Source organism: Kingella oralis (assembly GCF_014054985.1).
Taxonomy (GTDB): Bacteria; Pseudomonadota; Gammaproteobacteria; order Burkholderiales; family Neisseriaceae; genus Kingella_B; species Kingella_B oralis.
Genome location: NZ_CP059569.1, coordinates 278,994 through 294,125, shown reverse-complemented (window position 1 = coordinate 294,125; position 15,132 = coordinate 278,994). Strand labels below are relative to the sequence as shown.

Annotated in this window: 13 protein-coding genes, 1 pseudogene and 1 CRISPR repeat array; of the genes and pseudogenes, 2 read left to right on the top strand and 12 right to left on the bottom strand. The window is 54.6% G+C overall.

Annotated elements, in window-relative coordinates; genetic code table 11:
- The first annotated feature begins 38 nt into the window (after positions 1-38).
- Together H3L93_RS01510 and lipA are read left to right on the top strand one after the other, a co-directional pair.
- The gene (locus H3L93_RS01510) at positions 39-764 is read left to right on the top strand and encodes an SDR family oxidoreductase (protein ID WP_003797727.1); all 726 of its coding nucleotides are present in this window, start codon (positions 39-41) and stop codon (positions 762-764) included.
- 128 nt (positions 765-892) lie between these two features.
- Entirely contained in the window at positions 893-1,891 is a 999-nt protein-coding gene (gene lipA / locus H3L93_RS01505) for a lipoyl synthase (RefSeq protein ID WP_003797728.1), read from the top strand.
- Between the two features lie 82 nt (positions 1,892-1,973).
- Here lipA and H3L93_RS01500 read toward each other — a convergent pair whose 3' ends face one another.
- The 12 genes and pseudogenes from H3L93_RS01500 to H3L93_RS13440 all read right to left on the bottom strand — a co-directional run bounded on the left by H3L93_RS01500 (position 1,974) and on the right by H3L93_RS13440 (position 15,075).
- Positions 1,974-2,273 (bottom strand): surface lipoprotein assembly modifier, encoded by a 300-nt coding sequence (locus H3L93_RS01500; protein ID WP_003797731.1) that lies wholly within the window; start codon positions 2,271-2,273, stop codon positions 1,974-1,976.
- 77 nt (positions 2,274-2,350) lie between these two features.
- Positions 2,351-2,909: direct repeats of the CRISPR family, unit length 32 nt; unit sequence GTTTCAACACACAGCCGCCCGAAGGCGGCTGC.
- A 190-nt stretch (positions 2,910-3,099) separates the two neighbouring features.
- A complete protein-coding gene (gene cas2 / locus H3L93_RS01495) occupies positions 3,100-3,393 on the bottom strand; it encodes a CRISPR-associated endonuclease Cas2 (RefSeq protein ID WP_003797736.1) in 294 nt (97 codons plus the stop codon).
- A gap of 76 nt (positions 3,394-3,469) precedes the next feature.
- Complete coding sequence (gene cas1c / locus H3L93_RS01490; RefSeq protein ID WP_003797738.1) at positions 3,470-4,486, bottom strand: type I-C CRISPR-associated endonuclease Cas1c; 1,017 nt, start codon at positions 4,484-4,486, stop codon at positions 3,470-3,472.
- A 129-nt stretch (positions 4,487-4,615) separates the two neighbouring features.
- Positions 4,616-4,894 carry a hypothetical protein gene (locus H3L93_RS01485; protein WP_155803190.1) on the bottom strand — a complete coding sequence of 93 codons (279 nt, stop codon included), beginning with the start codon at positions 4,892-4,894 and terminating at the stop codon, positions 4,616-4,618.
- 21 nt (positions 4,895-4,915) lie between these two features.
- The gene (gene cas4, locus H3L93_RS01480) at positions 4,916-5,635 is read right to left on the bottom strand and encodes a CRISPR-associated protein Cas4 (protein ID WP_003797742.1); all 720 of its coding nucleotides are present in this window, start codon (positions 5,633-5,635) and stop codon (positions 4,916-4,918) included.
- Between the two features lie 2 nt (positions 5,636-5,637).
- Positions 5,638-6,504 carry a type I-C CRISPR-associated protein Cas7/Csd2 gene (gene cas7c / locus H3L93_RS01475; protein ID WP_003797744.1) on the bottom strand — a complete coding sequence of 289 codons (867 nt, stop codon included), beginning with the start codon at positions 6,502-6,504 and terminating at the stop codon, positions 5,638-5,640.
- Between the two features lie 4 nt (positions 6,505-6,508).
- Positions 6,509-8,344 (bottom strand): type I-C CRISPR-associated protein Cas8c/Csd1, encoded by a 1,836-nt coding sequence (gene cas8c / locus H3L93_RS01470; RefSeq protein ID WP_003797746.1) that lies wholly within the window; start codon positions 8,342-8,344, stop codon positions 6,509-6,511.
- A complete protein-coding gene (gene cas5c / locus H3L93_RS01465; protein WP_003797748.1) occupies positions 8,341-9,015 on the bottom strand; it encodes a type I-C CRISPR-associated protein Cas5c in 675 nt (224 codons plus the stop codon). Before cas5c ends, cas8c begins: the two co-directional genes overlap by 4 nt.
- An 85-nt stretch (positions 9,016-9,100) precedes the next feature.
- The gene (locus H3L93_RS01460; RefSeq protein WP_003797749.1) at positions 9,101-10,537 is read right to left on the bottom strand and encodes an ATP-dependent nuclease; all 1,437 of its coding nucleotides are present in this window, start codon (positions 10,535-10,537) and stop codon (positions 9,101-9,103) included.
- 38 nt (positions 10,538-10,575) lie between these two features.
- Complete coding sequence (locus H3L93_RS01455; RefSeq protein WP_003797752.1) at positions 10,576-12,855, bottom strand: CRISPR-associated helicase/endonuclease Cas3; 2,280 nt, start codon at positions 12,853-12,855, stop codon at positions 10,576-10,578.
- Between the two features lie 184 nt (positions 12,856-13,039).
- Positions 13,040-14,383, bottom strand: coding sequence for an NCS2 family permease (locus tag H3L93_RS01450; RefSeq protein WP_003797754.1), 1,344 nt, complete (start codon positions 14,381-14,383; stop codon positions 13,040-13,042).
- A gap of 88 nt (positions 14,384-14,471) precedes the next feature.
- Positions 14,472-15,075: pseudogene (locus H3L93_RS13440) on the bottom strand (integrase core domain-containing protein).
- Positions 15,076-15,132: the final 57 nt, after the last annotated feature.

The following is a 15,132-nucleotide window of genomic DNA, read 5'->3' as shown; positions in this document are numbered from 1 at the left end:
ACGCTTCATCCACCCCGTCCACACACGCATCAAAAACCATGACCCCCACTAACCACACCGTCCTTATCACCGGCGGCGCAACCGGCATCGGCTTTGCGCTGGCCAAAAAATTCCACAGCGCGGGCAACCGCGTGATACTCGTGGGCAGGCGCGAAGAAGCCTTGCGCCAAGCCGCCGACCAGCTTTCAGGCTGCCTGATTGCCGTTGCCGATGTATCGCAAGAAACCGACCGCGCGCGCCTTGTGCGCGAGTTTCCCGATGTCAGCATTTTGGTGAACAACGCAGGCGTGCAGTTCACCCAGCCTTTTGCCACGCAAACGGCAGACCAAATCGCCCAAGAAATCAACATCAACCTCACCGCCCCCGCCCAGCTCACGCTCGCCTTTCTGCCGATTTTGACCGCGCAGCGCGAAGCCGCCGTGGTCAATGTGTCCTCGGGCTTGGCGATTGTGCCCAAAGAAACCTGCGCCGTGTATTGCGCCAGCAAAGCCGCGCTGCACAGTTTCAGCCAAACCCTGCGCTGGCAGCTGGAAAACAGCCCCGTGCGCGTGTTTGAACTGATGCCGCCGATGGTCGCCACGCCCATGTCGCAAGGCAAAGGGCACGCTCACCTCAAAATCTCGCCCGACGAATTGGCAAACGAATTCTGGTGCGATTTCCAACGCAACCGCTACGAAATCATGGGCGGCAAAACCAAGCTGCTCTATTGGCTCAACCGCCTCTCCAACACGCTGGCGCAACGCATCATGCGAAAAGGTTTATAATCGCCGCTTTTGGTTTAAGGCAGCCTGAAAACAGGTTTACCCAGCCGCAACCCCTTTCACGACAACAAAATCCTTCATTCCCTGTTTTCAGGCAGCCTGAAAACGCCACCCACACAGAAAGCAGAGCCATGTCCACCGAAACCACCAACCCGCTAGACAACGCCAAAGGCGTGAAACACAAAGGTGCAAGCAAAACCGCCCGCATCCCCATCAAAGTCGTTCCGCTGGAAGAAAAAATCAAAAAACCCGCTTGGATTAAAGCCAAAATCCCCACAGGCAAAAAATTCTTTGAAATTAAAGACATTCTGCGCACGCAAAAAATGCACACCGTGTGCGAAGAAGCCAGCTGCCCCAACATCGGCGAATGTTTCAGCTACGGTACCGCCACCTTTATGATTATGGGCGACATCTGCACCCGCCGCTGCCCGTTCTGCGACGTGGGACACGGTCGCCCCAATGAGTTGGACAAAGACGAGCCGAAAAACCTCGCCGAATCCGTTGCCGCCATGGGCTTGCGCTATGTGGTGATTACCTCGGTGGACAGGGACGATTTGCGCGACGGCGGCGCACAGCATTTTGCCGACTGCATCAACGAAATCCGCAAAACCAGCCCCAACACCAAAATTGAAATTCTGGTGCCCGATTTTCGCGGCCGCCTAGACATCGCATTGGACATTCTGGCGAAAAACCCGCCCGATGTGATGAACCACAATCTGGAAACCCACCCCCGCCTTTATAAACAAGCGCGCCCGGGGGCGGACTACAAACACTCGCTGGAACTGTTGCGCCGCTACCGCGAAATGATGCCGCACATCCCCACCAAATCGGGCATCATGGTGGGCTTGGGCGAAACCGACGACGAAATCCGCGAAATCATGCGCGATATGCGTGCCAACAATATTGAGATGATTACCGTGGGGCAATATTTGCAGCCATCCAACAGCCATTTGCCCGTGCTGCGATACGTTACCCCCGAGCAGTTCAAACAGTTTGAAAAAGAAGCCTACGCCATGGGCTTTACCAACGCCGCAATCGGCGCCATGGTGCGCAGTTCATACCACGCCGATATGCAGGCGCATGATGTGCTGGAAGAGCAAAAGCATAAGGGCGGGTGCGGGCATCACTAATCCATCACTAATCTCGCGTGAACACAAAAAGGCAGCCTGAAAACGCTTCAACACGTTTTCAGGCTGCCTATCCGTTCACGCCCTATTTAAACTGCTTGGACACATCCAAAAACACCCGATGGTTGTCGTATTTATAATAAAAATGGTTGCTGTCCACGTGCGACCACCTCCAATTCAAACGCGGCTCAAACCCGCGCCATGCCAGTTTTTTATGCGACAGCGACAAGCGCGTGAAATACTCTTCCTCGCTGCGCTTGATATTGAAAAAATCCGCCCCGCGATACTTGCGCTTTTGCACGCTGTCATGCAGCGCAGTGGTCAGATTATGCCCGCTGCCCCATTGCCGGTTCCAGCCCAAGCCCAAATTGCCAATTTTTCTCATAAGGAAAATTCTAACTTAAACAGAGTTTCCTGAGTTATCTAGGATAGTCTCTTACTATCTTACTAAATTAAGGAAACGTTTCAACATATAGCCGCCCGAAGGTGGCTGCCCATGCCATTAAGCGAAGCCGAGATGTACTACTGGTTTCAACACACAGCCGCCCGAAGGCGGCTGCGCGGGTCGCAATACAAAACCGCGCCTTTCACATCGGTTTCAACACACAGCCGCCCGAAGGCGGCTGCGAGATGCCAAAATGGAACGACTGAAAGAGTATTTGTTTCAACACACAGCCGCCCGAAGGCGGCTGCCGGCCACGAGAAAGTGGTTGGCATTGGCGAATGTGTTTCAACACACAGCCGCCCGAAGGCGGCTGCTCCCTGCCGATATTCAGAAAGCCCTGAACCAATGTTTCAACACACAGCCGCCCGAAGGCGGCTGCGCAGTTTCAGGCTGCCCAAGCAGCAAAACTGGCGGTTTCAACACACAGCCGCCCGAAGGCGGCTGCGCGGTTTTGTTCAAGGGCATCAATCGCCATTGTGTTTCAACACACAGCCGCCCGAAGGCGGCTGCTAAGTGGCTCTGAAAAGACTTCCCTCGAAGTGGAGTTTCAACACACAGCCGCCCGAAGGCGGCTGCAGCCCCTCCCGCAGCCCGCATCCGCAAAGGCTTTCACGCCTCTGTTTCGCCAAGCTGCGGGGAAAGACTGTGGGACGAGTATGGCACAGCCTTGGTTTGCTTTTTCCGCCCCGTTAATTTCCTGATTGTTAAAGAACAAAATGCAATCGCCAACCTGCGGGGGTTTGGATGTGTGCCGCAGGTTGGCGATTTATACGATGAGGGTGTCGCGGAACACGTCGGGGGCGGGTTTCGCGCCGTGGTGTTCTACTTTGCGCCGCCATTTGCTGCCCAGGTGGTAGAAGCGCAGGCTGTCGGTTGCAGGGTTGTAGGTGGCGAGCAGTTTGGCTTTCAGTTTCACCCATTGGTCGGGTGCGATATCGCATTCGAATACGGAATATTGTACGCGCACGCCGTAGTCGAGGCAGTATTGTGCTACGCGCCGCAGCCGCGATGCGCCTTCGGGGTCTTGCAGCGAGATGTCATAGGTAATCAGCATCAGCATGGTTGTTCTCCCTTGGGCAGCCTGGAAAACGGTTTGGTACTCGGAAAGGCAGCCTGAAAAACGGTTTGCGGGGCATTCAGCGCATCAGAAACGCGGGGTATTCCGCCAAGTCGCCGCGCAGGTGGCGGGCGAGCAGCATGGCTTGGATGTGCGGCAGCAGTCCGATTTCCACTTCTTCCTGCAAAAACGGGTGGACGATTTTTTCCTGTTTTTTCGCTTGCAGGGCTTGGAACAGCACTTTGCGCGCTTCGGCTTTCAGGCTGACCGCGCCGCTGCTTTCGGTAACGAAGTCCTGCGGTTTGAGCTGGCTGCGGTTAATCAGGCTGAGGGCGAGGCGGTCGGCCTGCCAGGCGCGGAACTCTTCCAAAATGTCCTGCGCCAGGCTATCGCGCCCAGGGCGGTCGGCGTGCAGAAAGCCCGCCTGCGGGTCGAGTCCCACGCTTTGCAGCGCGCCGCTGATTTCTTTGCCGATGACGCTGTACAGCAGCGAGAGCAGGGCGTTAACGGGGTCGCGCGGCGGGCGGCGGTTGCGTCCGGCAAAGACAAAACCGCTTTTGGCGTTGACCAGCCGTCCGAACACGGCGAAATAGCGTGCCGCTGCGTCGCCTTCGATGCCGCGTACTGTGTCGAGCTTGTCCGCTTGTTTCAGTTGGCGCAGGCTGCCGTTTAGGGCGGCAACGGCTTCGCGCACCGCGCCGTCTTCGTCATCACGGTTGCGGATGTAGCGTTGCAGCACGCGCTTGGATGCCTGGATTTTGGCAGCAATAATGTTGCGGGTGACGGGGACGGGGTGGTTTTCAGACTGCCGGTACTGGGCGCGCCGCAGTAGGATGTTGCCGCTTTGCCGCCCTTGCAGCCGACCGAGATAGCGGCCGTTTTCGCTAAAAAATGCCAGATTGACGCCGTTTTCGCCGCAAAAGCCCATTAGAAACGGCGACACCAGCACGTTGCCGAAACAGAAAATATGGCCGATGGCGTGCACCGGCAGTTGGGCGGCTTTTTGCCCGCCGCGCTCCACCACCAGCGTTTCGCGCTCTTTGTGCAGATAGCTGCCCTGCGTGGTGATGTAGAGCGTGTTTTGCAGTTTGCGCATGGCGGTTTTCTTTCGGACGGGGTGGGGGCAGGTTTTTCAGGTAGTCGTGCTTTTTCAGGTAGCCATTTTGATGTTTTGGGTTGCCTTTCAGACGACATTGAATCTTTTCAGGTTGCCTCTGCTCTTTCGTCATTCCCGCGCAGGCGGGAATCTTGTTGGCGGCTTCGGCGGGGTTGGTTTATCCGCCAAGTGCAGGGATTCGGACAGGATTCCCGCCTGCGCGGGAATGACGGCGATGTGGGCTTTCGGCGGTTTCAGGCTTCCGTGCTTTTCAGGCTGCCTTTTGGATGTTTCAGGCTGCTTTTTAGACGGCGTGTTTGCAAGTTTAAATAAAAGGTCGTCTAAAAACACGGTAGGCAGCCTGAAAACCAAATCGGGCATGGAAAACCTAGTTTGTAGGTTGGGCACTCATGCCCGACGTTTTTAAATTTATCCGTGTTTGTCGGGCATGAATGCCCGACCTACGTGCTCTCCCATATCCGCCGTTCCGTCTTCATCGTCGGCGGCGAATAAGGCGGCAGCGTAGCGGCGGGAGCGGTCTTTTGCCAGCAGTTTGGGCTGGCAGAGGTCGAGCAGCGAGCAGGCTTGGCAGTGTTTGCCGTAGGCGGGCGGCGGGGTGGTGCCGCTGTCGAGCAGACGGCGCACGGCGGCGATGGTGTTCAGGGTTTCTGCCCTGAGGCCGTCTGAAAAGACGACGGGCGCGCGGTGGCGGGTTTGTCCGTACCACAGTGCGCCTTCGCTGATGCGCTGCCCGCTCATTTCTTCGAGGCACAGGGCTTGGGCGCAGAGTTGGATTTCGTCGGCGCGGTTGGGTTTGGGGCGGCCGCGTTTGTATTCGACGGGTTTCAGGCTGCCTGTGGCAAGATCGTGTTCCACCATGTCAAGGATGCCGCTGATGCCGAGCCGTTCGGCGGATACGTGGACGCTGCGCTCGAAGCGGATGCCTTTGCGGGTTTCGGGTTCGCCGGAATCGATGCGCTCGTGCAAGGCTTTGCCCTGTGCGGTGAGGAAATTCTCCGCCCATGCCTGTTCGTTGTGGATTAGGGCGCACTGGCGCGGGCAGAAGGCGTAGTGCTGGAGGGCTGAGAGGGGGATGGGGCGGCTGTCGAATGGCAGGATGCCGCTGTTTTCAGACGGCCTCGGCGGCATGGTTACAGCAGCTCCTGCACTTCTACGCCGCTGATGCTGTCTTTGGCGGGTACATGGATGCGATAGTCGCCGTAGCCTGCAGCGGGGGTGCCGCTCTCGCCGCTGATGCGTTCGACGGTTACGGTTTCAAACAGTTTGTGGGCGGGCTGGCTGCCGAGTGCGCTGTCGTGTTTGAATACGATGAGTTTGCGGGCGGCCATTTCGCCGCGTGCGGCGGAGCGGTCGTGCTCGAACATGAGTTGCAGCGACTGCCAGAGTTTTTGCAGGTCGTCGTCGGAGAAGCCGGTTTTGGCGGCGAGGTGGGCGGAAACAAAGCCGTGCACGCGGTAGAGCGCGTAAGGGACGATGTATTTGCGCCCCATGGTGCGTTCTTTTTCCAAGTCTTTTTCGTTGGTTACCGCCATGCGGGTGATGGAAACTTCCAGCGGCACGATGGGGTCGGCGGATTGGGCGAAGGCAAGTTGCACGGGGCCACGCACTTGTCCGCTGTTGACTTCGGTGGTCATTACCGCGCCGAAGGTGCGGATGTCGAAGAAGTTTTTGCACATCCACGCGGTGATGTCGCGCGCTTTGGCTTCGTCTTTGGGCAGCTTTTTGGCTTCGGATTCGATGCCGAGCGCTTCGTAGGCGCGTTTGTTTTGCAGGTTGAGCACGCTTTTTTCTTTGACGTAGATTTCGCAGCCTGCTTCGTTGGGATAGGCGGTTTCGATAAAGTTGCGGATTTTGCGTTTCAGGCAGACATCGGTTACCAGCCCTTTGCTGGATTCGGGATCGAGGCGCGGCATATTGCCTGCGTCGGGGTCGCCGTTGGGGTTGCCGTTGCTCACGTCGAAAAAGAAGACAAATTCGTAACGGTTTTGGATGGACATGGTTTTATTCTCCTTGGGTTTCGTCGGTTTCTGCGGGTTGCTTGGGGGCGAAATAGCTTTGTTTCTGCTGGTAGTAGCCGATGGCAAAACGGCCTTGCTCTTCGATGCTCAGGTGGCGCGGGAAAGTTTCAGGCAGCCTGCCGATGATTTCGCCCAAGTCTTTGTCGAGATTGACGGCTATGCCCGCTTTGTCTTTGCGCAGGCGCGACAGGTGGTGTTTCGCGCCGGCAAGCAGGCGGGGAAACACGGAAAACGGCACGGCGGAAGCCGAACCGTAGTAGCGGTCGGCAATACCGGCGTTCAATTCGCCCAACGCCTGATACTGGATGCGTTCCAGCACGGCAAACAGCCGCCCCAGCTGATACGCGGTATTGGGGCTTTCGGTATTCAAACTCATCGGAACCTCCTCGTTAATCAAACCTTTTCGGAAACGCCGCTGCAACACGGCCTTAATCATGGCAATTCGCAGGCCGTTGGCATCGCCGTCGGCACGGATGCGGGCAATCAGCTGCGACAGCAGGCTCAGCGGATAGGGCGTGCCGCTGATGACGGCACGGGTCATTTCGCCTGCCAATACGGGCAAGATGTTTTCTGCCTTGGGTTTGTCGTACCGCCCTTCGCCGTTTTTGAATTTCACCGCGGTTTCCAGCAGCAGCCGCCAAACCGAAGGCGGCGTCTTCCACGCTTTGGGCTCAAGTGCCAAATCCTGCCAGTGCTGCGCCAGATGGGCGGCAAGCTGCCCGAAGGAAGTGTCGAGCCAGAAACGGATGGAAATCCGCGCGGCATTGGGTGCCAAGCCCAAAATATAGAAACGGGTGTCGGGGGAAAGCTCGGGCGCAACCTTGTGCAGCGGGCGGCCTTTGGCAACCTGTTCAAGGATATAGAAGACTTTTTGCGCTTCCTGCTCGTCGTCGGGCGAATCGTGGGTGTCCGGCGGATTGACGGCGCAGGAAAACATATTTTCCGCCGCTTGCGCCTGTTCAACGGTAGCGGCTTCCGCCCAAAACACGGTGCTGGCATCGCCGATGTTCAAGCAGTGGTCGTTGTCGCGGCGCAGCAGGTAGTTGAGCGCGGTGGTGTAGGCAAAGGCGGCCTGTTCGGATACGGGGGCGTTTGCGCCCTGTTCTTTGCCGAAGGAGGCGAACGCCTCTTGGTTGAAGGAAATAATCGAGCCGCCCGAACTCTGCCCGCCGTACACGCCTTTGATGGCGGGATGCAGCCGCGCGATGGGCGACTCTTCGCCGCTAATCAAGCACAAGCCCTCAAGTGCTTCGTCGCTTTTCAAGCAGCCTGCCCACAAGCTTTGCGCGGCTTCGCGTTTATGGATAAGTGCGGTCGGTTTTTCAAGAGAAAATGCGATGTTGGCATCGAGCATTTCGGCTGGCAGATTTTCGGTAGCAAAATGTGCAGGCTGCCAGTTTTGCAGAAAACGGCACAAGGCTTGCAAGCCTTCATCGTCGCTGTTTTGCAGTAAATCGAGATGATATTGCTTGAAGGCTTCAAAGGTTTTTTCAGACGGCGTAAACGGTTTTTCTTTCGCTTCGGCTTTGTTTTTATTGGCTTCTACGCCAAGCGCGTAGGCGGTTTTATCCCACAAAAAATTCGGCTTGATACCCGACGTGCGTTTTTCAGGGCGCGGCACGCTCATCAACTTCGGCTGCGACTTTTTATCGGCAGTCAGATTCGGCACAACGGTTTTCAGACGGCCTTCTTTATCCAACACCAAAATCCAGCCGATTTTCTCCTCGCTAAAGCCATAAGGCGGCACTTTCGGGTTGCCCATTTCATCGGTTTCTGCTGCCAAACGGCGGTAATAGCGGGCAAGGGACGCTAGAATCATGCTTTCACCTCCTCGGCGTAAAACGGCGGCACATCAATCACGCCGTCTTTCATTTGTGCGCGGAAAAAATGCGGCGTGTTGCCGTGATCAAAATCAATATCGTGCAGCATCCAGCCCAAATCGCGGTTTGCCTCGCTTTCCGATAACGCTGACGGCGGCAGCGGCTCGCCCTCGTCAATCAACGCAAAATCGGCAGGAAATTCACGCACGCCCAAACAAGGCTGCTGAAAACATTGCCCCTTTTTCGCACGGCGTTTGAACATCTCGATATGCTTGGTAACGGTCTCATCCGCCCCCGCTTTTGGCGTCAGCACCGCATGGGCTTCAATTACATACGCCACGTCTTTAAGCACCGTCGCCGCGCGCTGCTGGCGGTCGTCTTCAATCAGCGTATATAAACCGGCAACGCTCTTGCGCTTCATCGCGCCGCTGACCTTACCCGCCGAAATCTTGCCGCCCAACTCATTGCGACGCACCGACTCAAACCGAATCGGCTTCAACACATAAATCCGGTCAATCACCCACCGAATCGCCGGCTTCCAATGCACCGCCGCCAAAATCCCGCGCGCCGCCGACGGCGTGATGACATCATAAGACACCCGCTCCACCTTCATCTCCGGACGGGTAAAACAGGCATAATCGCCCCAAACGTGTAGGCGGATTTGGTTCATTTGGTTCTCCTTTTGGTTAGGAAGTGCGGTTTCAGACGACGTTTAAAAACGTTGGAAGAATTGACCGCACTTTTTACTCCTTCAACTATAACAATCTAATCATTTCCTCAATAGATTGTTTAAGTTCATCTTCTGTATAAAGTGTATTTTGTCGATTTTCAGGATGATGAATATGGTTGCGGATAAATGTTTGCAAACTTACTGGATATGGTTGTCTAACCGTGCCATCACTATTTACTCTAGCCCAATGTTTACTGAATTGGATTCCTTGAGCATTAATCCATTGTTCAAAATCTCTCTCACTAAATTTTCCATTCATATCTTGTAATCTTCCATATAATTCATTATGTAATTCCACGGTAGGCAATTTATACGCTTTAAAATTAATCTCTCCCCAAGTTGGACTCCAAGGAAACATTGGCTCCAATGAAGCATCTTCAACAATATTGCTGATTCCGTCCTTTCTAAAAATAAACAGACCGACATTGCTTAAGTGTGGCGTAACCAAAAAATATGGGGAATGCGTAGTCAAAAATACTTGTTTCGTTTTTGAAATTTCTAATAACGCCTCAAGTAATTTAGTTTGCCCTTTTGGATGTAAACAAAGCTCAGGTTCATCAATAAACAAATAAAACGGCTTAGTTTGACCTCGCTCTTCATCATGTGCCAATTCTTCTGCATAGACTTGAAGTAAAGCTAATGCGACTGAACGCTGCATTCCATTACCTTTTTCAGACATCGGGATATCCACGCCATCGTCAATGAAGATAGATGCACTTTTAAAAAATGAATCTATCTTTAGTTCATCGAATCTAAAATGAATATCTGCTTGTCCAAACTGTTCTGTAAAAATACGCTGAACTTTCTGTTCAACGACTGCAATTTTTTGACGTAACTCTGAATCAGGATTATTAAAAACACTGTTAAAACTATCTTGGAACTCCCTATATTCAGAAGTTGTAATGTGAGCCTGTGCAATTTCTTTTAATAACATTCCACAAAGAGTTGTCGAACCAAAAGTTGCCTCATCATTAGGATTTGTATCTGCCCAGATAAAATTTGTCTCAAAGAGTTTTTTGAATGGTGCATCAATGCCATTTGGGTTGGAATATCCTTGTGAATTTTCATTCCATAAATCTAATTGTTTACAATCTAATGTACTTCTTCTTGCTCTAAGCTCATTATTTCTTGTGATTGAACTGGTAAAAACGGCTTGTTTATTAGACTGAACAAAGTGATTAATTGAGTTTTGAATATCACCAAAAAAAGTGAGTTCAATGCAGGCTTGAACGTCTTCTGTGTTATCCTCACTCTTGCTTATAATTCGATCAATTTCTCCTTTGATTCCGTTTCGTAAAAAATCCACCGCCTCAAAAATAGATGACTTACCAGAGTTGTTCTCTCCAACAAATATATTTAAACCACTACCAGCCGTAGTACCATCAGGAATCTTAAAGTTAATCTGATGGTTCTCACCAATAAACCCTTTAAAATTAGATAAACAAATACTTTTTATAAACATAACGGTTTCCTTTTCTTAGGTTAAAAATAGAGATCGAGTTAAAACACCAAACTCTCTCCCTTCAAAAACTCTGTATCCTCCCAACTCAACCCCGCCACCTCATCATACAAATCTAGCCCAATCAGCGTATAAAATTGTTTGCCGAGGTTTTTCTCGTTAATCGGTTCGATACGCCCTGCTTTATACAAAGCGGCAAGGGCTTTTTCGGGAATTTGGACGGTGTAGAGTTGCAGTTTGCGTAGCAGTCCGCCGATGTGGTCGGTGTGGTGCAGGCTGTTAATGAGGTTTTCGGCATCAACGTCGAACGGAATAATCAGCGGCTGCATATGGCTTTCGATCATACGGAACTTGTCAGCGATGGTTTGGAATGGGAAATCGAGGCTTTGCCCTGTATCGTTGTGCATTTTCAGAATTTTTTTATTGTCCAGTTCACTGCCTTTCAATTGATAAAGCTCGGCGAAGTAGGCGGCAACGGCTTGGGTGGATAAGAGGTCGTCTGAAAAGCTGTCAGCGGTCAGGCGCATAACGGCGGCTTGGGCGGCAAGTTCAGGCGGGGCTTTCCATTTATCTTCTGGTGCGAATATCCATACCAAGCTGCTTTCAGACGGCCTTTTGCCTTCGCGGTTGCAGCGGCCTGCGGCTTGGGCAACGGAATCCAGCCCCGCTTCGGCACGCATCACAAACGGGAAATCCACGTCCACGCCCGCCTCAATCAAAGAAGTGGCAATCACGCGGCAAGGGCAGCCTGAAAACAGTTTGGCGCGGATTTCGTCCAGCACCTGCGAGCGGTGTTCGGCGCACATCAGCGTGGTCAGGTGGCACACACCGCCCAGATGTTTGGCGGCGTCATACAGGCTGCGGGCGTGGCGGCGGTTGTTCACGATAACGAGCATCTGTTCGTGCTGCGACAGGATGCCCAGCAGCTCCGCATCGGTTTGCACGCCGACGTGCTGCACGCTGGTGCGGCGCAATGCGTCAAACAGCGCGGGCGGGTTGGGTGCCAGCTCGCGTACGTTTTGCAGGCCTTTGTAGAAACCGTGTTCGGACTGCACGGCGGGCTGGGTGGCGGTGCACAGCACCACCGAGCAGCCGTAATTGCGCGCCAGCTCTTTTACCGCCTGCATAATCGGGCGCAGCAGGTTCAGCGGCAGCAGCTGCGCTTCGTCGAGAATAATCACGCTGCCTGAAATATTGTGCAGCTTGCGGCAGCGCGAGGAGCGGTCGGCAAACAGGCTTTCGAAAAACTGCACGGCGGTAGTTACCACCACGGGCATATCCCAGTTTTCCGATGCCAGCCGCAGCTTGTCTTTGCTGTTTTCGCCTTGCAGCCTGGCATCGTCGAAGCTGCTGTGGTGTTCCAGCACCGCCGCTTCGCCCAGCGCTCCAAACGCTTTGCGAAACTCGGCGGCGTTCTGCTCGATGATGCTGGTGAACGGAATCACATAAATCACGCGGCGCAAACCGTGCGCCTTGGCGTGTTCCAGCGCGAACGCCATCGACGTGAAGGTTTTGCCGCCGCCGGTGGGCACGGTGAGGCTGAACAGCCCCGTGTCCTGCTGCGCCTGCGCCACGGCATAATCCAGAATTTCGCCGCGCAGGCGGTTCAGTGCGGCATTGCGCTGCTGCTCTTCCGTTTCCTTCGGGGCTTGGGTGGCACGCCGTCTGAACGCGTTGATAAAATCAAAAAAAACCGGCCGCAGCGTCTCCAAATCGGGATGGCCGCCGCGCACGGTTTCGCGCTGTTCCAGCTTGGCGTAAAAGGCTTCGGTGTCGAGAAAATCGGCATCGACCAAACAGGAATACAGCATACGGATGAAAAAAGCGCAGGTGAAATGCGGATGGTCGCCAGCATCGGGTTTCACCGACGGCGCAGGCAGCGTTTCGGGCAAATCGATTTCCTGCCGCCAAACTTCATCGAGCTTGGGAATATCCGCACCAAACTGCCAGTCCAGCCGCTGCTGCAAAGTGCCGCGCCCGTCACCCGCGCCTGCGCCGTTTGCCAGCCCGGCATGGTGCCCCGCAATGCAGAACGCCATCATCTTGCCCAGCCGCACGCCCCAGCGTTCAACCGCGATTTTCGCGCCCGCCGTGGAATGGTCCACCCGCTTCGGGTCGCCGTGCAGACGTTTGTCAAACAGCGGCGAATACTTGCCCACGTCGTGCAGCAGCCCCGTGGCGCGGGCAATTTCCTGCGCGCCGAAATACGCGGCAAAGCCCGCCGCCATCCCGCCCACATTGCGCGCGTGGCTTTCCATCGTCTGCCAATGTTCGTAGGGCAGGTTTCCGGCGGAGTGGGCGTAGTAGGTTTTTGAGGTCATGGTTGGATTCCTTTCGTTGCCGGCGGGTGCGGGATGCGGATAAGGCTAGGTGCGGATACTTGGCTGGATAGTCAGATAAGGCAGCCTGAAACCGCATCTGCACGTTTTCAGGCTGCCTCATCCTTCGCCCATCATCACTTTTCAGGCTGCCTATTGTTCACATACAAAGGCAGCCTGAAACCCATCACGCCCCCAAAAACCAAAATTTCGCCAGCCAAGCCACCGCCACAAACCACACCATCGGCGGCACATCCTTGGCGCGGCGGCACAGCAGCTTCACCGCTGCATAGCTGATAAAGCCCATCGCAATGCCGTCGGCAATGGAATAAGTAAACGGCATAAACGCGATGGTGAGAAACGCGGGCGCGGCTTCGGTGATGTCTTTCCAGTTGATTTCAATAGCAGAGCGCATCATCTGCACGCCGATATACAACAGCGCGGGTGCGGTGGCAAAGGCGGGCACGGCTTTGGCCAGCGGCGAAAACCACAAGCACGCCAGCATCAGCACGCCCACGGTGATTGCCGTTAAGCCCGTACGCCCGCCCGCTGCCACGCCCGACGCGCTTTCAATATACGGCGTGGTGGACGATGTGCCCAAGCCCGCGCCCGCCACGATGGCGATGCTATCGGCAAACAACGCCTTTTTCAGGCGCGGCAAATGCCCGTTTTCATCCAGCAGCCCCGCGCGGTGCGACACGCCCACCAGCGTGCCCGTGCTGTCAAACAAGTCCACCAAGAAAAACACAAACACCACCGCAATCAGGCTGCCTGAAAACAAGTGGCTAAAATCCATTTGCATAAAAGTAGGCGCGATGCTGGGCACGCTGGACACCACGCCGTCTATCTGCGTTAAGCCCAAGCCAGCGGCAATGGCGGTAATCACAAAAATGCTGATGATAATCGCCCCACGCACGCGGTAATAATCCAGCGCGATGGTTAAAAACAAGCCCGCCAGCGTGAGCAAAACGGGGTAGTTCGGCAGCTTCGCGCCGTCGTGTTCAATGTACAGATTGCCCATTTTCAGCAGCGTGGCTTCGCTGGCGACCACCACGCCCGAGCCTTTGAGCGCAATCAGCGCGAGAAACAGCCCGATGCCCGCCGCAATCGCCATTTTTAAGCTCATCGGCAGCGCATTCACCAGCATTTCGCGCACTTTGAACAAGCTAAACGCAATAAAAATGCAGCCTGAAACGAATACGGCTGCGAGTGCGACTTGCCACGATACGCCCATGCCCATCACCACGCTGTATGTGAAATAGGCATTTAAGCCCATCCCAGGGGCGAGCGCGATGGGATAGTTCGCCAAGCCGCCCATCACAAAGCAGCCGATGGCGGAAGCGATGCAGGTGGCGACAAACACCGCGCCAAAATCCATGCCCGCTTGCGAGAGCACGCTGGGATTGACGATAGTGATGTAGCACAGGGTGAGAAAGGTGGTGAAGCCCGCCAAGAGTTCGGTGCGGACGGTGGTGCCTTTTTCGGCGAGCTTGAACCAGCGTTCAAGTAAAGAAGTGTTGGGATGGCTCATGGTTTTGTTAAGACGAGTGAAAAACGGGGCGGATTATAGCGGGATTTGGATGCGGGCGGGGGGAGTTTTGGCTTCGCTGAACACCGTTTCAGGCTGCCTTGGGGCGGGATAAGGTGTAGGAAATCTTCGCGTTGTTTACATCACAGGTTGGGAAAAATAGGCCTGCAAGACCTCAAACGGCGTATCGCCGTTCAAACTGCGGTGCGACTTCACAGTGTTATAGAAATTAACAAAGCAACACAGCTCCTTTTGCCGATGTTCCGGACTGTCAAACGACTGTTTCTCATGCCACATCTCCATCAGGGTGCGGATAACCCGCTCCGCTTTGCCGTTGGTCTGCGGACGGGCAACCCGGGTAAACTTTTGACCAATCCCGTTCTCATAACAGGCTACACCGAAAGCATGGTTGGCCGAGCCTTTGTATTCCGTACCGTTGTCGGAGTAAACGCACTCGATCAGGTATGGGCAGGGATCAATCAGGTGTTCGGTCAGAAACTTGTTTGAAACGATTGTTGGTACTGGTTTGGGGTTTGAGCAGCCTGCCCCTTGCGGCTTTAAAGTGCGCGGTAGATGGTGACGCGGCTGACTTGGTAACGGCGTGCCAATGAGCTTACGCTTTCCTTCTCCTGCGTGTAGGCCAGCCAAATGGCTTGGCGGTGGTGCGGGGTGAGCATGATGGATTGGCGGGGCATGAAAAAGGGAGAGGCTACCTGAAAAATAGATTTTCAGGTAGCCTCAAACCGGTTTGG

Coding starts and splice junctions, on each gene's coding strand:
- H3L93_RS01510 (WP_003797727.1), top strand. CDS start 39: ATGACCCCCACTAACCACACCGTCCTTATCACCGGCGGCGCAACCGGC.
- lipA (WP_003797728.1), top strand. CDS start 893: ATGTCCACCGAAACCACCAACCCGCTAGACAACGCCAAAGGCGTGAAA.
- H3L93_RS01500 (WP_003797731.1), bottom strand. CDS start 2,273: ATGAGAAAAATTGGCAATTTGGGCTTGGGCTGGAACCGGCAATGGGGC.
- cas2 (WP_003797736.1), bottom strand. CDS start 3,393: ATGCTGATGCTGATTACCTATGACATCTCGCTGCAAGACCCCGAAGGC.
- cas1c (WP_003797738.1), bottom strand. CDS start 4,486: ATGCGCAAACTGCAAAACACGCTCTACATCACCACGCAGGGCAGCTAT.
- cas4 (WP_003797742.1), bottom strand. CDS start 5,635: ATGCCGCCGAGGCCGTCTGAAAACAGCGGCATCCTGCCATTCGACAGC.
- cas7c (WP_003797744.1), bottom strand. CDS start 6,504: ATGTCCATCCAAAACCGTTACGAATTTGTCTTCTTTTTCGACGTGAGC.
- cas8c (WP_003797746.1), bottom strand. CDS start 8,344: ATGATTCTAGCGTCCCTTGCCCGCTATTACCGCCGTTTGGCAGCAGAA.
- cas5c (WP_003797748.1), bottom strand. CDS start 9,015: ATGAACCAAATCCGCCTACACGTTTGGGGCGATTATGCCTGTTTTACC.
- H3L93_RS01460 (WP_003797749.1), bottom strand. CDS start 10,537: ATGTTTATAAAAAGTATTTGTTTATCTAATTTTAAAGGGTTTATTGGT.
- H3L93_RS01455 (WP_003797752.1), bottom strand. CDS start 12,855: ATGACCTCAAAAACCTACTACGCCCACTCCGCCGGAAACCTGCCCTAC.
- H3L93_RS01450 (WP_003797754.1), bottom strand. CDS start 14,383: ATGAGCCATCCCAACACTTCTTTACTTGAACGCTGGTTCAAGCTCGCC.